Origin of the sequence: Lacipirellula sp. (assembly GCF_965279485.1) — a bacterium.
Taxonomy (GTDB): Bacteria; Planctomycetota; Planctomycetia; order Pirellulales; family Lacipirellulaceae; genus Lacipirellula.
Map to the genome: position 1 here is coordinate 4,473,802 of NZ_CBDIIC010000002.1, position 16,595 is coordinate 4,490,396.

Here is a 16,595-nt window from a genome sequence, read left to right on the forward strand (position 1 = left end):
CAAAACTAAAACTGAACCCTGAGGTCCCCTCCCCTTGAGGGGGAGGGTTAGGGAGGGGTGAAAGCGGCTGGTACCAGGGTTCGTCCCCCCTCCCCAGCCCTCCCCTCCAGGGGGAGGGAGCCACACGTTTGTGGGTCAATGGCTCGTTACTTCGACTTGCCGTCTTCGCCCTCTTCGCCGAGGCCGAGCGCTGCCAGCCACCGGCGTCGCGGCTTGCCGTCGGCGTCGTTGGCGAGGATCCCTTGCGGATCGGTCTTCTGGAACTCCGACATTTTATCTCGCAACGCCGCTTGTTCGCGAGCAAGCTTCGCCCGCTCCAGCGAGACTTCGAGTTCGGCGGCCCGCAGCTTTTCTTCCCACTCGGCCTGTAGTTGAGCGAGCTTCTCACGCTCGGCGATAATCGATGCATCGGCGTCGACCGCGGCAGTGACGAGTTGCTGCTCTTCGTGGGCGGCGTTGAAGTTACTCACGGGCCCGTTCGCACGCAACTCGGCAAGCTCGCGATCTTTCTCGGCAATCGCGCTGTCGGTCGCGGAGATTGCATCCTCGATCTTCGCTCGCTCTTTGCGGCGTTCCGGCGTGACGGCGCCTTCGCACTCTTCGTCTTCGAGCATCGCCATCAAGCGGGCCCGCTGCGACGCCCAGTCGCTGCCGCCGCTGTGGGGGACGCTGCTCGGTGACGATTGAGCGGTGGCGAGTTGCCCACGCAGTTCGTGGTTTACCTGGTTGGCTTTGCGCAGGTCGTCGAGCGTCATCTCGAAGCGATGTTGCAAATCTTCCATTTGCTGGCGAATCGCCGAGTCGTCCGCAGGAGCCGCCGTCGGCAGCGGTTGCGATTCGAGTTCTGCCACCCGAGCGGCGAGGGTGTCGCGTTCGGCGACCGCTTCTTGCAGCTTGGCGGTTAGCTCCGGATCGGTAGCAACGACGGGCGCCGTCGGGGCGGCATCGCGTAGCTCACTGTTCTCCCGCTTAAGCTTCTGCACCTCGGAGAGCGTCAGTCCGAACTTGTTCTGTAAGGCGTCGAGATCGGCGCGGGGGCACGTGGTTTCGCGCAGCGACGCAAGCTCAGCCTTCGTCGCGTCGAGCGCGGCCAGCAGGCCGGCGCGGGCAGTTTCCGCGGCTTCGACTTCCATTTGGAACTGCTCGAACTGCCGTTCCAACTCTGGAACCGATGCCGCGGCTTCTTGCTCGAGAGCGTCGATCTGGCCGTGAGCCGCTTCGACGGCCGCTTGCAGTTCGTCGCGGGCCGCTGTGGCGTCGTCGAGCAGCGATTGCAGCGACGTCAGCTCAGCGGCATGGCTCGTCTGAAGCATGGCGAGTTGCGATTCAAGCTTCGCGTTGGCCGTCGTTAGCTTCGTCGATTCTTCTTGAATTGAGTCGGCCTGCAAATGGGCCGCGGCGAGGGCCGATTGCGACTCTTGCAGCTCGCGCTGACTGACAGCGAGTTCGCTGCGAACTTGCTCGACTTCTGCCGCTCCGCGCGTCCGCTCTTCGGCGAGGGCCGCTTCGAGCTTCTCGATTGACTGACTTTCCTGTTCAAGCTTGTCGTACTCGGCTTGCAACCGCTCGAGGTCGTTGAGCGCGGCGATCGTTTGCTCTTCAGCAGCCGTGCGCGCCGCTGTGGCGAGGTCGAGCTCCGTCTGCAGTTGCGTCGCCTGCTCGCTGGAGCGGGCTTGCATGTCGCCGATCGCCTGCCGCGCGGCGGCGACTTGCTCGGCAACCTTTTCGTTGCGACTGCGATCTTCCTGTCGCTGCGATTCCAAGCCGGCGAGTTGTTCGCGCAGTTGGCGAATCTCGGCCTGGGCGTCGGCGATGTGGCCAGCCGCTTCGTCGCACGCCGGGCAAGGCTCCGACTGAATGGCGTCGATCTGCTTCCGCGCGAGCGCGAGCTGCTGGACGAACTTTTCGTGCTTGGCCCGATTTTCTTCGAGTTGTTCGCGGAGCGCCGCGACTTCGGCGTCGCGGCTGCCGGGAAGGTGCTTCTCGATGCCCTCGGCGGCCGTTTCAAATTCCTCGGCCAGCTGGCGAACGCGGTCGCTGAGCTCGGTCTCGATCTGTGCGAGCCGTTTGCGATGGTCGTCGAGAGCTTGGTTCGCGCGTTCGCGCAGGGCGCGCAGCTTCTCGGCTGCGACCTGCGCTCGATCACCCGGAAAACCGGGGCGCGACTTGGCTTCTTCCATGACGACGCCTAACCCAACGTTGCGATTTCGATGAAGTCTGTCTATATCGTCGCGCAGCAGGGCTTCGTCCGAAGTCCCGCCTCGCGAAGAGAGGTTATTCCAACGGTATATAGGCCGCAGGAAGGGGCGAGTCAAAGCTCGCGAAAGGCGTTACGCAGACTGGTCCAGTTGTGCCGAAAATGAGGCCCAAACGGCTGAATTTACGGGCGTGCGCACGCTCATTTTGCGAGTAGCCGCTAGATGACTGAGCGGAGGCTGACTCCACTCAATTCCCCAATCGACTCGGCAATCACGAGTCGATCGCCGCCGGGTTGACGATGTTCTCCGGTCGTTCGCCGCGGAGGAACGCCGCGACCTGCTGGCCGACGCGGGTTCGCAGCTCGTCGGTCGCCTGGCTTGAGTAGAACGCCACGTGCGGCGTGACGATCACGCGAGGATCGTTGTAAGGCGCCTGCGAGAGATCAGGCGGCTCCGGCGTTTGCACGTCGAGCGCCGCCCCGGCGATGACGTCCGCCTGCAGCGCCTCGGCCAACGCCGCGTGATCGACCAGCCCGCCGCGGGCCGTATTGATGAGATACGCCGTCGGCTTCATCATCCGCAACGTCTCGCGATTGATGAGATGCTTCGTCTCAGGCGTCAGCGGGGCCTGCACGGAAACGTAGTCGCTCTGAGCGAGCAGGTCGTGCAAGTGGACCCAATCGACGCCGTCGTGCGTCGTCCCAGAACGGTTCGTGCCGATCACCTTCATCCCAACGCCATGAGCGCGGCGGGCGAGAATTTTGCCGATTTGCCCCAGCCCGATGATGCCGAGCGTCTTGCCGCTGATCCGCTCCGCCGGCAGCCCTGCGACGAGATCGTACTGCCCGTTCTTCGTTGCCAGGTGATAGCCGGCGATGCCGCGGCCGAGCGCGAAGATGAGGCCGATCGTGTGCTCGGCGACCTCGTTCACGCAGTAGTCGGGGACGTTGGTGACGAGGATCTTCCGCTTCGTTGCATGCTCGACGTTGATGTTGTCGAGCCCGATCCCCGTCCGGGCGATATGCCGGCAGCGATCGGCCGCGTCGAGCACCCGCGCGGTCACCGGCGCCCAGCAGGTGAGAATGACGTCCATCCCCGGAGCCAGCCGAGCCTGCGTCTCTTCCTTATTGTCGGGCGCAACGATCAGCTCGCAATCGACCTCGGCGAGGAGCTGGCGTTCGATCTCGACGTCGGCCCAGGGGTAGTCGGTGTAGAGAGCGCGGTATTTGGGCATGGCAGAAATTAGTGGGCAGGAGGCAGTGGGCTGTGGGCAGTAAAATTCACCATTAAGTCAAGTCGCGAGCCGCGGGGTTTATCCCCGCGGTTTTCCGAGGCCCCCACGATACATCGTTTCAATCTCACCAGAAAAGACGCGCTCAATCACATTGCGGCACAAACTAAGCTTCGGCGTCATCTCCCCGTCCTCGATCGAGAACCCGCGTCCGAGCAGCACGAATGGTCCCACTTGCTCGAAGCTCGCCGCAGCCGCCAAACAGCGGTCGATTTCCTCGCGGTACAGGGCGAGCACTTTGGGGTGCGTCAGCGCCCGTCGCCGCGACCAAACCCACAGCCGGCGGCGTCGAATCTCTTGCCGCAGTTTATCGGGGTTCGGCACGATGAGCGCCGCGAGGCACTTGCGGCCATCGCCGACGACGCAGCATTGCTCGATCCAGGGCGAACCGACGAGCAGTTGCTCGATTCGCGTCGGCGCCACCTTGTTGCCCGTGGCGAGGACGATCATCTCTCGCTTGCGGCCGACGATCCGCAAATTGCCAGTTTCAGTCCATGTGGCCAAATCGCCCGTCTGCAGCCAGCCGTCGCGAATCGCCGCGGCCGTCGCCGCTTCGTCGCGCCAGTAGCCGGCCATGACGCTCGGCCCGCGAACTTGCAGTTCGCCATCGTCGGCGAGGCGGACTTCCAGGTTTGGCAGCGGTCGGCCGACCGCCCCCGCAGCGTAGGTTTGGAACGTCGTCGCCGTGACGACGGGGCTCGCTTCGGTAAGTCCGTAGCCGCACAAGATCGGCAGCTCGCGCTCGGCGAAAAACTGCTCCGTCTCGGGGGCGAGTCCAGCGCCCCCGCAATAGCAGCGCTTTACCTCGCCTCCGAACGCTTGGCGCAGCGTCGCAGCGTCGGCCAGCCTATCGCTCTGGCGGAGCGTGTCAGCGACCTTTTGGTAGAAGTACGGGACGGCGTTGATGACCGTTGGTTGGGCGAGTTGGCAGTCACGGAGGATCGTGTCGCGCGACTCCGCTAGCACGAGCCGCGTGCCGCGGTAGATCCAACTGTAGAGGTCGCACGTCCGGGCGTAGATGTGCGAGAGCGGGAGCAGGCAGAGGCGGACTTCGTCGGCGATCGCGGCAACGGCGTCGGTGACGCCGACGGCGTTGGCGACGAGGTTGCGTTGGGTGAGCATCACGCCGCGCGGGGGGCCGGTGGTGCCGCTCGTGTAGAGGATGGTGGCGAGGGACGATGCTTCTGGGGCGTGGAGCTTAGTTGGCGTGGCGGCGTCGGGAATCCCTCCCCTAGCTCCTCCCTTGAAGGGAGGGGGATCAAAGACGACGACTTGGACTTGGCTTGGTAGAGAGCCCCGAAGCCTGTTTTCTGTCGCCAGCGAGTCGACCAGCAGCAGCTTCGCCCCGGCATGCGCGATCTGCTCCGCCGCTTGCCCTGCCGACAGCGCCGCATGGAGCGGCACGTGCACGGCGCCGATCTGCTGGATCGCCAGATCGGCCACGATCCAGCCCTCGCAATTCGGGCTGAGCTGAGCCACGCGGTCGCCAGCCTCAATTCCACGCTCGATGAGGTCAGCCGCCGCACGGTCTATCGACGCCCCCAGTTCCCGCCACGTCCGCCACGCGAGCGTTCCCTGGCAGATGACCCCCAGCGCCGGCCGATCGCCCTGCCGGGCCACGGTGGCGGTCAGCAGGGCCGGGATTGTCAGGCTGTCGAGTTCCGCCGGGGTCATGGGCCCTATTGTCGCTACAACAGGGCCTTGGAGTCGAGGAGGAAAACCGGTCCGCGGCAGTCGGTCGTTGTCTTGGCGCGGGTCGCTTCGGATACTGGAAATAGCAGTCCCGGCGTGGCGTAAGGTTGAGCGGAGCGAACTCGCTGTAAGCTCCTCTCGCGAACGTCGCCGGCCGCTGCTACCTTGCACGGCACACCATTGAATTTGCCGCCTTCGATTCGCATCACATGACGCCTGACAGCCAACCTGGACCGCCGCCCACGAACCGCAGTCGCCCCAGCGCGGCCGCGGCGCCCGGCACGTCGGTGAAGCGTCGGCATCACAAGCTGCTGCGAGCTAAGCAGAAGCTTGGCAAGTACATCATCGAACGCAAGCTCGGCGAAGGGGGATTCGCCCTCGTCTACCAAGCGAAGGACGAGATCGAAGGCATCCGCGTTGCGTTGAAGATTCCGCACGCTCACCTGCTCACCGGTTCGGCGCTCGAAGACTTCCGCCGTGAAGTCCGCATGGTCGCTCAGCTTGAGCATCCGAACATTCTGCCGCTGAAGACGGCACAGTTCATCAACGAGTATTTCGTCATCGTCAGCGCGCTGGGGATCGAAACGCTCGACGATCGCATCAGCCGGCGGCTGTCGATCGACACGGCCCTTGAGTTCGCGCGGCAGATGCTTGCCTCGGTGGCCTACGCCCACAGCCAGCAGATCATTCACTGCGATATCAAGCCCGATAACTTCATTCTGTTCGAAGACAACCGCCTGCGGCTCACCGACTTCGGCGTCGCGAAGGTTGCGCAGCGAACCCTCCGCGCCTCGGGCGCCGGAACGCTCGGCTACATGGCGCCGGAACAGGCGATGGGCCGCCCCTCGTTCCGCAGCGATGTCTTCGCGATGGGCCTGGTGCTCTACCGGATGTTCGCTGGTCGGTTGCCCGAATATCCGTTCGAATGGCCGCCGGCAGGCTATCGCGAACTGCAGCGCAAAGTGCATCCGGCGCTCATCGAGCTAATGCGGAAGGCGATGGAACTCGCCCCGCAAAAGCGCTTCGCCGACGGCGAGGCGATGCTTGCGGCGTTTAGCCGGATCAAATCGCCCAAGGGAGGCCGCACGGCCGCGAAGCGCGGCACGAAGAGCTCGCGCCGCAGCGCCGACTGGAAGACGATCCAGCGGCGGCAGTTCCAGCAAGAATTCGGCAAAGTCCTCGATGCCAAGCACAACTGCCAAGCGTGCAATGGCCCTGTCTCCGAGCCGATGCAATGCTGCCCCTGGTGCGGCAAGAACCGGTTGGCTCACGAGGGGACGACCGACTTCCCGCAGCAATGCCCGCGCTGCAACCGGGGGATGAAGCTCGATTGGGAGTATTGCCCCTGGTGCTACGGTCCCGGCTTTGAGCCTTCCTCCGCGCGCAAGTACACCGACAAACGCTACACGGGCCGCTGCCAGAACGCCAAATGCACCCGCAAGGTGCTGATGCCGTTCATGCGCTACTGCTGCTGGTGCCACCGGAAAGTTCGGAAGAAGTGGAAGATCCCGGAATCGAATCGGACATGCGGCAGCTGCGGTTGGGGCGTCGTCCCCGGCTACTGGAGCCACTGTCCTTGGTGTTGCAAGCGACTGGGAGGACAATAGTCGCGGTTGTGACGGCCGGCGTCGCGGGACTTCAGACTTCCGCGAGACTTGACCGATTGGGCAAAGTATAGGCTGTGCGCCAGCGATGCGGCGCGTTCACGCAAGCGACCACGATGGACTGTCAGCAACTCACCACCCCTGAATCGCGGGTCTACCTGAACGTCGACATGCTCGAACCGGAAGTGTTCGAGCTGGCGGGCGGGTCGGTGGCGGTGTTGTCGGCGCGTAAACCCGAGAAGGCGACCGCTAACGAAGACGCGGCCGCGGTCGTGGCGACGGGCGAAGGCTCGGCCGTGCTGATCGTCGCCGACGGCTGCGGCGGGATGGCCAACGGCGAGCAGGCGGCCCGCATTGCAATCGACTGCCTCACGAATCACATCGCCACGGCGGCTGCGGCGGGCGAATCGCTGCGGACCGCGATCCTCGACGGCGTCGAGGATGCGAACCGGCAGATCATCGACCTGAAAAATGGCGCCGGCGCCACGCTTGCCGTTGTGCAACTCGAAAACGGCGAAGCGCGGCCCTACCACATCGGCGACGCCCAGATCGTGATGGTCGGCGGCCGCGGCAAGGTAAAGCTGCTCACCACTTCCCACTCGCCCGTCGGCTACGCGATGGAAGCGGGGATGCTCGGCGAGCAGGAAGCGCTCGACCACGAAGAGCGGCATCTCGTTTCGAACTACCTCGGCTCCGAGGCGATGCACGTCGAGGTTGGCAGCGTGCGAACGATGTCGACGCACGACGGCCTGCTCGTGGCGAGCGACGGCGTCCTCGACAATCTCAAGATGGACGAGATCACAAGCTTGCTGAAGAACGGCTCGGCCGCCACCGCCGCGAGCAAGATTGCCGGCGTCGCGATGCAGCGGATGCAGGCGTCGCTCGAAGGGCAGCCGCACAAGCCGGATGATCTCACGCTGATTGTGTTCAGCCAACGCGGGAAGCGGCGGGCGAAGTAGGCTAGGACGGCGGGCGGCGGCGGAACCAGACGCCCCATGGCCAGCGCCAAATCCGCCAGCCGTAGTTGCGTACCGTGCCGATCAGCCCCATGATCGCGGCCAACGCGAAGATGGCGACGTAAGCAATCTCGCTACCGTGCGGTGGGATATTCAACTACGGTTTTAGGGTGAGCGGTAGGCGGCGCGGTTCGACCCCCGGCTTGAAGAGCCGGGGGCTAAGAACTGGCTACTTTGATGCTTCGTCTGCGGGTGGCTTCACGGCGTAGAAGACGATGTTCACGATCCGCCATTCGCCTTCGGACTTCATCAGCGTGAAGTGGTCGTAGCCATATTCAATTCGCTCGCCGTCGACGAGCTTCCAGTAAACGAGCGCGTGGGCAAGGTTGGCGTCGAAGCGAATTTCGGTTCGCTCGGGCGTTTCAGTCATCTTGTTCGGGCTTGAGCGGTGGGCTTCCTGCTGCGACTTCAAGAACGGCCCCAGGGGTAGCGTGAGCAGGCGGCCGCTCGGCTCGATCATGTGGATCGCCGCCTGCGGCATGAAGCATTTGCCGTAGGCCAGGAGATCGGCGTTCGACCAGCTAGTGAAGTAGCGATCGATCAACTCGCGGACTTCCTTCTCGCGCGGATCGGCGGCCTGCTGCCGAGCGACGGCGGGAGCCGCTTCGCTCACCGTGGCGGGACGCGGTTGCTCAGCCCAGGCGTCGAGCACGCTTTCAACGAACGCTTGAACCGTCTCGGGCGTCGTCGACCCTTGACCGTCGTCGGCCTTCAGCGGCGGCACATGGCAGAAGGCGACCGCCAGCGGCTGCTTGGTGTTCGCCTTGAGATGTTCCAACGTGTAGAGGGCTTCTTCGCAGAGGTAGTTTCCCGCTTCAGTGGAGATCCGCACTGTTTGACCGCGTGATTTCAACCTCTCAGCGAGTCCCTTAGCGTCGATCGTCGCCTCATACTCAGCGGGGCCGTCTGGAACGATCATCGGCTGTTGAGGGAGCTCGCCAGCGTTGTCCGGGAACGCGCCGCGTTTGTTCTGCGCGAGCGTTTCGATCGTGTAGCCGCCCCCCTGGCCGAAGGAGAAGATCGCGGCGGGGTGGAACTCGTCGATCAGCTTCTCTAGCACCGGCAGCGGGGCGCCCCATACGACCGGCAACTCGCGGGCGACCAGTCGGTAGCCGTTGCGCTGTTGGCCATCAAGCTTTTTGATCCCCTCCCACGAGGGGTTCGCCGGCTTGCCAGGGCCGAAGGGTTCGTAGCCGGTGAGCAGGATGACGGGCAGGTCGGCCGGCTTCGTCGGCTCAGCGGCAACGGCGATCGTCGCGATCGCGAGCGTGGAGAGGGCGAGAAGAGCGAGAGCGTTGCGACTCATGAACTAAGCCCTTGAATTAAGTCCTCTGGCTCCCAGCTCGCCAGGGGGAGGGAGCCAGATATTATCACATGGCTGCGAGGGGAGACGCTACAAAGCCTACTCCACCTCGTGCCCCACCATCTGATAAATCGCCAACGGCCGGCCGTCGGGCCCGCCGGCGAGTTCTTCCAGCCGGATCTCGCCTTCGACAGCGACGGGGCGGATCGTGTACTCGGCCGTCTTGCCAGGGGCCATCGTTACCAGCACGCAATCGAACAGCGCGGCGCCGGGGCCGAAGCAGCATTCCATGTTGTCGCGCACGAGCACGATGCGGTTGAGGCCCGTCTTCCGCAGCGTCGGGAAGATGTAGCCGCGGATGCGGATCTTCTTCCCCATCAGGGCGTTCACCTTCGGCGTGAGCATCGTTCGATCGAAGAGCTCGGTCTTCGTCATGTCGAACTTCAGGTCGTCGAACGTTGCTTCGATGTAGCCCGAGGAATCAGGATCGGGCAGTTTTACTGGGGCGGCTGGCGCTGCGGCGGCGACGGGCGTCGTTGCGGGCGGAGCGACTGCCGAAGCGGGCTGAACTTCACGATCATCGCGGGGCGCCGGCGAGACTTGCGCTGGAGCAGGTTCAGCCGGGGAGGGCGCCGTAGCAGCAGCTTCCTGTTGCGGCGCGCTTTGCCCGGGCGACGACGCACTCGACGACGGCGCGCTATCGCAACCGGCGAATCCGATCAGCAGGGCGCTCCATGCCATCCATTGCAGCGAGCGAATCATCATTTGGCGTAATCGGCTTCGAGGACGAATGCGGGGCCTTCAGCCCGATCGCGGGCGTACTGCGGGTTGACGCGGAACGTCCCACCCATGCGGAACAGGCCGGGGGAGTAATCGATGCGATCCTTCCCTGCCATCTGCACCAACATCTGGTCGAAGTATTTCACAGTGCTCAGATCGCCGAAACAGCAGTTGTTACTATCACGCACGAGCAGAAACTTGCTGATGTTCTTGCGGTAGCCGTTGTTCGTCGAGTCGGGACGGATATAGCCCTTGATGAAGACCTTCTTGCCGTCGAGGGCCGCGATCTCCGGCGGAATGTTGTGATTGCCGCGGAGGTCGATTTCGTCGGGCTTTAGTTCCAGGAAGCTGGTCCGCTCGTAACCGGCCGGAACCTCGGTGGAGTAGACGTAGCCGGCAAACGATAGGCCGCCGATCAAGCAGACGAGCGAGAGCGCGACGCCTCCTTTGGCGAAGCCGCCGCCGGTGAACTGGCCAGGATTCGCCCGCATTGTTGCGAGCGCGCGGAACCCAAGCACCAACCCAATCAGCGGGAACGGCGTCAGCAGTAGCGAATCTTGAAAGTCATTGCGGCCGGCGAAGAAGATCACCGTCGACAGCAGGCCGAAGACGAGCGACGCGATGGCGCCGGTGCTCATCGGCCGGTACTCGAAATCTTCGCCGCCGGCGGTGGTGCGATTCGGTGACAAGGCTTGTGCGGTGGACATGGTTTTCAGATCGGCAACCTGGAGAAGCAAGAGCTTACTGCCGCTCCTCGGACGAACGAGGATCGGCGCCGCGAAGCAGCACGGCGAACACGGCCAGCAGCACAACTGCTGCTAACAATGGTACGCCGACGAGCTTCAATTTGCTCGGTACGGGGAGGTCGGCCGTTGCGACCGGCGTCACCGGCACAGCCGGTTTTTGGGCCGTGACCTTTGCCGCGGTCGGCGTTGCAGCGCTTGGCGTGGCGGAGGTCGTTTCTTTAACGGCCGGCACGCGGGCGTCCTGCGGCAATGGGGCCGCTGCCTCCGGACTTGCGGCTGCCTTGGCGTCAGTGGCAGGTTTCTCTGCCGTTGCTGCCGCAGTGGCGGCTGGCTCAGCGGTTGCGCCGGGCGTTGTCGCATCAGCCGCCGCAGCCTTCGCTAAAAAGCTGAAGGCCGACAAACTGCGGGCTCGCTCGACCGTATCGGGATCGAGAGCCTCCAGCTCTGCAATCGCCGCCCTGCCCCGCTCGCCCGGTTCGCCCGGCTGTTCAGCGGCGACCAGCACGTACGAAGCCACCGGCTGGCGGATCCAGTCATCGGCGGGCGAATCTTTGAACATCTTTACCAACCGCGGCATGACGTCCCAATCTTCCCAACGGGTGAGATCGGGAATCACCTGGTCGGCGAACTCTTTATGGTCGAGGGCGAGCCGCATCGAGGCGAGCAGTTGCTCGCGCGGAATGATGTCGGTCTCTTCACCGTGGAACCGCAGCGCCATGATCGCCGAGTGGAGGTGCTTGTACTCGACCGTCGGATTGCCGAGGAACTTTTCGTTGACGAGTTCCAAGCCGTCGGCGCCCTTGAGCTTGATGTAGCAGGCAATCAGCGCGTCGAGGCTTTCCTTCTTACGGCGTTCGTCGGCGTGGAGCGATTCGTCGATCAATCCGGTGCCGATCGGAACGCCGATGGCACCAGTGATCCCAATCGCCGCGATGATGCCCGGCTTCGTCACCTGGTAATCGTAGTTGAGGAACTCCTCGAGCAGTTTCACGTCGTCGGGCTGGCCGCAGATGCCGAGCATCGTGAGGTAGAGCCGGCGCCCCGACGGGCCGACCGTTGGATCTTGGATCCACTTCAGCAGGCGGTCGCGATGCATCCGCGGGCCGAGGGCCAGCACGTCGGCGTACGGCGAACGAGCGAACTCGTCGTACGAGTCTTGCGCGAGGAGCGGATCTTCGTCCTCGAGAAATTCCTGGAAGAAGGCGATTCGTTCGAGGCCACTCTCGGGGAGCGTCGGCAGCTTCTCGACGTACTCGACCGCCCGGTCGGAAAGCGGCACGGGCGTGGTCCATTCGATCTTGTCGGGCGTGATCGCGGCGATGCCGGTGATGAGGAACTTTTTGCCGGGGGCGTCTTCGCCGAAATAAACGACGTCGAGTTCTTTGACGTCGCCAATTTTCTCAGCGCCGCGGAGGACCTTCACGATGCGGAATTTCGCCGTAGCGGTCGTCGGATCGACCGAACCAGCAGCGAGGTCAGTCGCGGCGGGCATCGGTTGAACGAGCTCCGCGATCACCGCCCCATCGGCGCCGGCGATCTCCTGGCCGAGCGTCGCCATCGCGGCGCTGCAGAAGGGGCATGCGGCGGCGCGGTTGAGCGTCGCGGCCATGTCGGTCAGCACCATCGCCGCGGCTAGCAAGCCGATGACAGCAACCTGAAATTTTGAGCGGATCGTCATTGCTTCCCTCCCTCTTTGTGAGCCGGCCGAGGCCGAACCCAACATTCTATCCCGCCAGAGCTCGGGCCGACCATCGGGGTCGGCCTGCTCGTCTGTATCGACCCGGCCGGAGCCGGTGCTCAATGCTCATTGATCGCTGGACGCTTTGCTGGCTGAATGTGCTGCCATGGCCGCAAAGGCAGGGCAATTGGCGGGGTTTAGCGAGCCCCCCCCAGTGTCTTCGCCACGTCGGTGCGGTAAGCCGACAGGGCCGGCAGGAAGCCGACCAGGGCGGCGAACGTCACCAAACCGGGAACTAGCAGCATCTCTTGCCACGAGAAACTCCATGCCCGCACCGTGACGCCGGTGTAGTACTCCACCACGGGGCTCGCCAGTGCCAACACGCCATGTCCCAGCAACAGACCGGCGATGCCGCCGAGGAGCGACAGCAAAATCGACTCGACCAGGATGACGGCCATCACCGCGTTGCGACTGGCGCCGAGGGCCCGCATCACGGCGATGTCGTGGCTCCGCTCGCTCATCGAGTTGTAAATGCTCACCAAGATGCTGATGCCTGCGACGATGACGATCATCACCGTGAGGACCAGCAAGATCAGCCGCATCGGCGCGAGGAAACTGGATTGCAGACGCTCGACGACGGTGACGGGCGCCACGGCTTGAGCGGTGAGGTCGTCCCCTTTGTTGACGCCCATGTCGATGGCCATGGGGGCCATCATTTGTTCGGGATCGCAGCGAACGAGAATCGACGTCACCTCGCGCTGCGCGATCGGCAGCGGCGCCGGCTGCCCGGGCGGGGCGCCTTCGACGACGACGGGTTCCGTATCCTCGGCCGCGCGATCGGCCCGTGCGTGACCGTCGAGCAGCAAGAAGCCCTCGACGTTGACGAACAGCGCGCGATCGTTGGCCGTGCCGGTGGGCGCCAGGATGCCGACGACTTCGAACTCGTCGTGCTTGTCTCCGTCCGCGCTCATGCCGTGCGACGGACGGAACCGGTCGCCGACCTTGAGGCCAGTGCGATTCGCCGCCACCGAGCCGACGACCGCTTCGAAAAAGTGGCTCTTGCGGAAGTTGCGGCCTGAGGAGAACTCGTACTTCAGTTCGTTTCCAGCGGAGTCGGCGCCGTAGGAGAGTTCGTCGAACATCTCCGGCGTCGTGCCGACAACGCGGAAGAGTTGGCCATCTTCGGTGGGATAGCTGTCGCCTAAGCAGATTGGCACAGCTAGGTCGGTGTACTGCGCGAACTCGCCGTCGACGAACTTTTGGTAGTACTTCCACGGAATCGGGTAGAGCGGTTTGCCGACGTGGAAGACCGTCGTCAGCACGATCTCGTACGGACTCCCCTTCCCTGCCACGATGAAGTTGTAGCCTTGGGCGTCGTTCGAGAGCTGGGCGACGACCACTTCGTGGATCACGAGCACCAGCACCATCAGCGCGACGCCGAGCGCCATTGACAGGCCCGTGAGCGACGACGCCAGCGCCCGCTCCTGCATGTTTCGCCAAGCGATCTTGAAGTAACTCATGCCACCCTCGCCGCGCGATTGACCAGTTCCAGTTGTTCGACGCGGCTGAATTGCTGCGACACCTCGGGTGAATGCGTGACGAGCAGCATCGCGATGTTTTCCCGCTCGCAGGCCGAGCGGAGCAAATCGATCACATGCTGCTGGTGGGCCGGATCGACGTTGGCCGTCGGTTCGTCGGCGAGCAGCAGCACAGGGCGATTGGCCAAGGCGCGGGCGACGGCGACGCGTTGTTGTTCGCCGACCGACAGGGCTCGGGGTTTATGGGTAAGCCGATGTGCCAGCCCGACGTCGGCCAGCAACTGGGCGGCGCGGACGGCGTCGGGCTTGCCGCCCGTGAACGTCATCCCGAGCATCACGTTTTCGAGGGCCGTGAATGCTGGCAGCAGGTTGAACGTTTGGAAAACGAAGCCGATGTAGGTCGCCCGATAGCGGTCGCGGACCGCCTCGGGGAGGGCCGTCACGTCGCGACCGTTGACCATGATTTGGCCGCTGTCGACGGTCGTCAGGCCGGCGATGCAGTTCAGCAGGGTCGTTTTCCCGCAGCCGCTGCGGCCGCGGAGGACCACCTGCTCGCCGGCGGCGATTTCAAACCGCTCGACGTCGAGAATCGGCAGCGGCTCGCCGTTCGGCTCGACGTAGGCTTTGCGGACGTTTTCAAGAACCAGCATGAGGACGCCAACGGCGGGAAGGACTTTAGTGGTAAGGAGTTGCGGCGGGGCTGCCATAATAGCCGCTCGGCCGGCGCGGCCATAGGCGAACCCCTAAGCGGCAGGCCGTAACTCCTCTCCTACGGCCCTACGAGCGACATGGTTTCCGCAACGAGAGAACTTCTTTCAATCGCCGTGGCCAGAGTTACAAGCCCAGGCGGCCTGCTGTCGATGTGTCGCGTGATGCGATTTTAGGCGACACTAGCTCTAACCCTTGCTGTGGTAAGCGTTTGGGGTGTCGCTTGTCGCGTGATTTCGGGGCGACAGGCGACACGAACGGTGTTTGGCGCCCCATTCGCTTTCAGATGCTTTCGACTGACGCGGACTTCGACCTCCCACCCGCGACGGTTACTCCAAAAACGAACGAAGGGTAGATTCCCGCTCCACCCAATAGTTCCTTTGCGTCTCCCCCCTCCGGAAGGGTCGACGAGGTTTCCCGCACCTCGTCGACCCTTCTACCTTTTTCTGGGGCGATTGTCAGCCGGCGATTTTCGGCCACCTGCTTGCTTGTCGCCTTCGGCCGGTTGGGTCTATCGTGGAGTGAGCCACGCTGGCTCCAACGACCTCGAAGAATTCCGCCGATGCCCCACGCGGCCCCCTCCGATCGCCACGCCGCCGCTCTCGACTTTTTGCTCGGCCGGATCAACTACGAACGAGTCGCGGTGCTGCCGTACGGCGACCGGCATCTCAAGCTCGACCGGATGCGGACGCTGCTCAATCGGCTCGGCAATCCTGACGCGGGGCTGCCGATCGTCCATGTGGCCGGCACGAAGGGGAAGGGCTCGACATCCGCGATCGTCGCTTCGATCTTGCAGGCAGCCGGGTACGACGTCGGCGTCTACAGTTCGCCCCATTTGGAGCGACTGGAGGAGCGGTTCACGATCAACGGCCTCCCCTGCTCCGCCGACGAACTGGTGCCGCTCGTCGATCGCCTGCGACCGATTGTGCAGCAAATGGACGACGCCGCGACCGCGGCGAACGATCCGACGCTTTCGCCGACGTTTTTCGAGCTCACCACAGCGCTCGCGCTAATGTACTTCGCCGATCGCCGCGTCGACGCGGTGGTGCTCGAGGTAGGGCTCGGCGGGCGGCTCGATTCAACGAATGTCTGCCAGCCGGCAGTGACGGTGATCACCAGCATCAGCCTCGACCACACGAAGCAGCTGGGTGACACCACTGCGAAGATTGCCGCGGAAAAGGGCGGAATTATCAAGCATGGCGTCCCCGTCGTCCTCGGCCAGCTAGATGATGCTGCTCACGGCGTGATCGTGGAAATCGCTCGCCATCACGGAGCGCGGGTGATTGATGCGCGGCGTGATTTTTCGCACGCCTATCGCGCTCCGCACGAAGTCGACGCGCAGGCGGAGGCGGGGGAAGTCGACTTCAACGCGACGCTCGGAGACGAACGGTTGGAAATCGCCGGCGCCAAATTGCGCATGCTCGGCGAACATCAGGCGGCCAACGCCGCGGTGGCGATTGCGACGGCGCTGGAACTTCGCCGGCAAGGCTGGCGCATCTCAATCGACGCGATGCGGGCTGGGCTGGCCGAAGCGGCGTTGCCGGGGCGGATTGAAGTGATCGGCCGGCGGCCGACGGTGGTGCTCGACGTGGCGCACAACGTCGCTTCGGTGGCGGCGCTCGTGGAGTCGCTGCGCGAGAGTTTTGCGGCGCGGGAGCGGGTGCTGGTGTTCGCGGCGTCGAAAGACAAAGACGCACCGGGCATGGTGCGGATCTTGGCGCCTTACTTTCAGCGGATCATCGCGACGGAATATCAAGAGAATCCGCGGGCGATTCCGGTGGAACAAATTGCTCAGTGGTGTCGGGAAGAAAAGAAACGTCTTGGATTGCCGGCTGACGACCAGCACGTGATCGCTTGCCGACTGCCGCAGGAGGCGTGGCGCTTGGCCCTCCAGTGGACGAAACGGGATCAACTTCTCTGTATCACGGGCTCGTTCTTTATCGCCGCCGAGTTACGCGGACCGGCAACGGCTGCGGCTGAAGCTGCCGCGACTGCTTGATCGAGCGGTGGATGGTGTGCGCCAGGTAGGCGGCGAGGAAGG

13 protein-coding genes are annotated in these 16,595 nt (G+C 64.0%); 3 read left to right on the forward strand and 10 right to left on the reverse strand.

What is annotated here, in order from left to right:
• Window positions 1–146 precede the first annotated feature (146 nt).
• The 3 genes from ACQY7R_RS25360 to ACQY7R_RS25370 form a co-directional block, all read right to left on the reverse strand.
• Window positions 147–2,180, reverse strand: a complete 2,034-nt coding sequence (locus tag ACQY7R_RS25360; RefSeq protein ID WP_428308338.1) for a hypothetical protein — start codon at window positions 2,178–2,180, stop codon at window positions 147–149.
• Window positions 2,181–2,469: 289 nt separating this feature from the next.
• On the reverse strand, window positions 2,470–3,432 hold the full coding sequence (locus ACQY7R_RS25365) for a C-terminal binding protein (RefSeq protein ID WP_428308339.1): 963 nt from the start codon (window positions 3,430–3,432) through the stop codon (window positions 2,470–2,472).
• Between the two features lie 78 nt (window positions 3,433–3,510).
• Window positions 3,511–5,163, reverse strand: a complete 1,653-nt coding sequence (locus tag ACQY7R_RS25370; RefSeq protein WP_428308340.1) for an AMP-dependent synthetase/ligase — start codon at window positions 5,161–5,163, stop codon at window positions 3,511–3,513.
• Window positions 5,164–5,390: 227 nt separating this feature from the next.
• On the opposite strand from ACQY7R_RS25370, the gene ACQY7R_RS25375 reads away from it, so the two are divergent.
• Together ACQY7R_RS25375 and ACQY7R_RS25380 are read left to right on the forward strand one after the other, a co-directional pair.
• The gene (locus tag ACQY7R_RS25375; protein ID WP_428308341.1) at window positions 5,391–6,788 is read left to right on the forward strand and encodes a protein kinase domain-containing protein; all 1,398 of its coding nucleotides are present in this window, start codon (window positions 5,391–5,393) and stop codon (window positions 6,786–6,788) included.
• 113 nt (window positions 6,789–6,901) lie between these two features.
• Window positions 6,902–7,744 (forward strand): PP2C family protein-serine/threonine phosphatase, encoded by an 843-nt coding sequence (locus ACQY7R_RS25380; RefSeq protein ID WP_428308342.1) that lies wholly within the window; start codon window positions 6,902–6,904, stop codon window positions 7,742–7,744.
• A gap of 1 nt (window position 7,745) precedes the next feature.
• On the opposite strand, the gene ACQY7R_RS25385 is transcribed toward ACQY7R_RS25380, so the two are convergent.
• The 7 genes from ACQY7R_RS25385 to ACQY7R_RS25415 all read right to left on the reverse strand — a co-directional run bounded on the left by ACQY7R_RS25385 (window position 7,746) and on the right by ACQY7R_RS25415 (window position 14,553).
• Window positions 7,746–7,898 (reverse strand): hypothetical protein, encoded by a 153-nt coding sequence (locus ACQY7R_RS25385; protein WP_428308343.1) that lies wholly within the window; start codon window positions 7,896–7,898, stop codon window positions 7,746–7,748.
• A 72-nt stretch (window positions 7,899–7,970) separates the two neighbouring features.
• Window positions 7,971–9,107: a nuclear transport factor 2 family protein gene (locus ACQY7R_RS25390; RefSeq protein ID WP_428308344.1), complete on the reverse strand. Its 1,137-nt coding sequence runs from the start codon at window positions 9,105–9,107 to the stop codon at window positions 7,971–7,973.
• A gap of 96 nt (window positions 9,108–9,203) precedes the next feature.
• Window positions 9,204–9,869 (reverse strand): hypothetical protein, encoded by a 666-nt coding sequence (locus ACQY7R_RS25395; protein WP_428308345.1) that lies wholly within the window; start codon window positions 9,867–9,869, stop codon window positions 9,204–9,206.
• The gene (locus ACQY7R_RS25400) at window positions 9,866–10,591 is read right to left on the reverse strand and encodes a DUF4190 domain-containing protein (RefSeq protein WP_428308346.1); all 726 of its coding nucleotides are present in this window, start codon (window positions 10,589–10,591) and stop codon (window positions 9,866–9,868) included. The genes ACQY7R_RS25395 and ACQY7R_RS25400 overlap by 4 nt, the downstream gene beginning before the upstream one ends.
• Before the next feature lie 34 nt (window positions 10,592–10,625).
• A complete protein-coding gene (locus ACQY7R_RS25405) occupies window positions 10,626–12,308 on the reverse strand; it encodes a hypothetical protein (RefSeq protein ID WP_428308347.1) in 1,683 nt (560 codons plus the stop codon).
• A 197-nt stretch (window positions 12,309–12,505) separates the two neighbouring features.
• Window positions 12,506–13,828 carry an ABC transporter permease gene (locus ACQY7R_RS25410; RefSeq protein ID WP_428308348.1) on the reverse strand — a complete coding sequence of 441 codons (1,323 nt, stop codon included), beginning with the start codon at window positions 13,826–13,828 and terminating at the stop codon, window positions 12,506–12,508.
• A complete protein-coding gene (locus tag ACQY7R_RS25415) occupies window positions 13,825–14,553 on the reverse strand; it encodes an ABC transporter ATP-binding protein (protein WP_428308349.1) in 729 nt (242 codons plus the stop codon). The genes ACQY7R_RS25410 and ACQY7R_RS25415 overlap by 4 nt, the downstream gene beginning before the upstream one ends.
• Before the next feature lie 563 nt (window positions 14,554–15,116).
• On the opposite strand from ACQY7R_RS25415, the gene ACQY7R_RS25420 reads away from it, so the two are divergent.
• Window positions 15,117–16,553, forward strand: a complete 1,437-nt coding sequence (locus ACQY7R_RS25420; protein WP_428308350.1) for a bifunctional folylpolyglutamate synthase/dihydrofolate synthase — start codon at window positions 15,117–15,119, stop codon at window positions 16,551–16,553.
• The last annotated feature ends 42 nt before the right edge of the window (window positions 16,554–16,595 follow it).

Coding starts and splice junctions, on each gene's coding strand:
- ACQY7R_RS25360 (WP_428308338.1), bottom strand. CDS start 2,180: ATGGAAGAAGCCAAGTCGCGCCCCGGTTTTCCGGGTGATCGAGCGCAG.
- ACQY7R_RS25365 (WP_428308339.1), bottom strand. CDS start 3,432: ATGCCCAAATACCGCGCTCTCTACACCGACTACCCCTGGGCCGACGTC.
- ACQY7R_RS25370 (WP_428308340.1), bottom strand. CDS start 5,163: ATGACCCCGGCGGAACTCGACAGCCTGACAATCCCGGCCCTGCTGACC.
- ACQY7R_RS25375 (WP_428308341.1), top strand. CDS start 5,391: ATGACGCCTGACAGCCAACCTGGACCGCCGCCCACGAACCGCAGTCGC.
- ACQY7R_RS25380 (WP_428308342.1), top strand. CDS start 6,902: ATGGACTGTCAGCAACTCACCACCCCTGAATCGCGGGTCTACCTGAAC.
- ACQY7R_RS25390 (WP_428308344.1), bottom strand. CDS start 9,107: ATGAGTCGCAACGCTCTCGCTCTTCTCGCCCTCTCCACGCTCGCGATC.
- ACQY7R_RS25395 (WP_428308345.1), bottom strand. CDS start 9,869: ATGATGATTCGCTCGCTGCAATGGATGGCATGGAGCGCCCTGCTGATC.
- ACQY7R_RS25400 (WP_428308346.1), bottom strand. CDS start 10,591: ATGTCCACCGCACAAGCCTTGTCACCGAATCGCACCACCGCCGGCGGC.
- ACQY7R_RS25405 (WP_428308347.1), bottom strand. CDS start 12,308: ATGACGATCCGCTCAAAATTTCAGGTTGCTGTCATCGGCTTGCTAGCC.
- ACQY7R_RS25410 (WP_428308348.1), bottom strand. CDS start 13,828: ATGAGTTACTTCAAGATCGCTTGGCGAAACATGCAGGAGCGGGCGCTG.
- ACQY7R_RS25415 (WP_428308349.1), bottom strand. CDS start 14,553: ATGGCAGCCCCGCCGCAACTCCTTACCACTAAAGTCCTTCCCGCCGTT.
- ACQY7R_RS25420 (WP_428308350.1), top strand. CDS start 15,117: ATGCCCCACGCGGCCCCCTCCGATCGCCACGCCGCCGCTCTCGACTTT.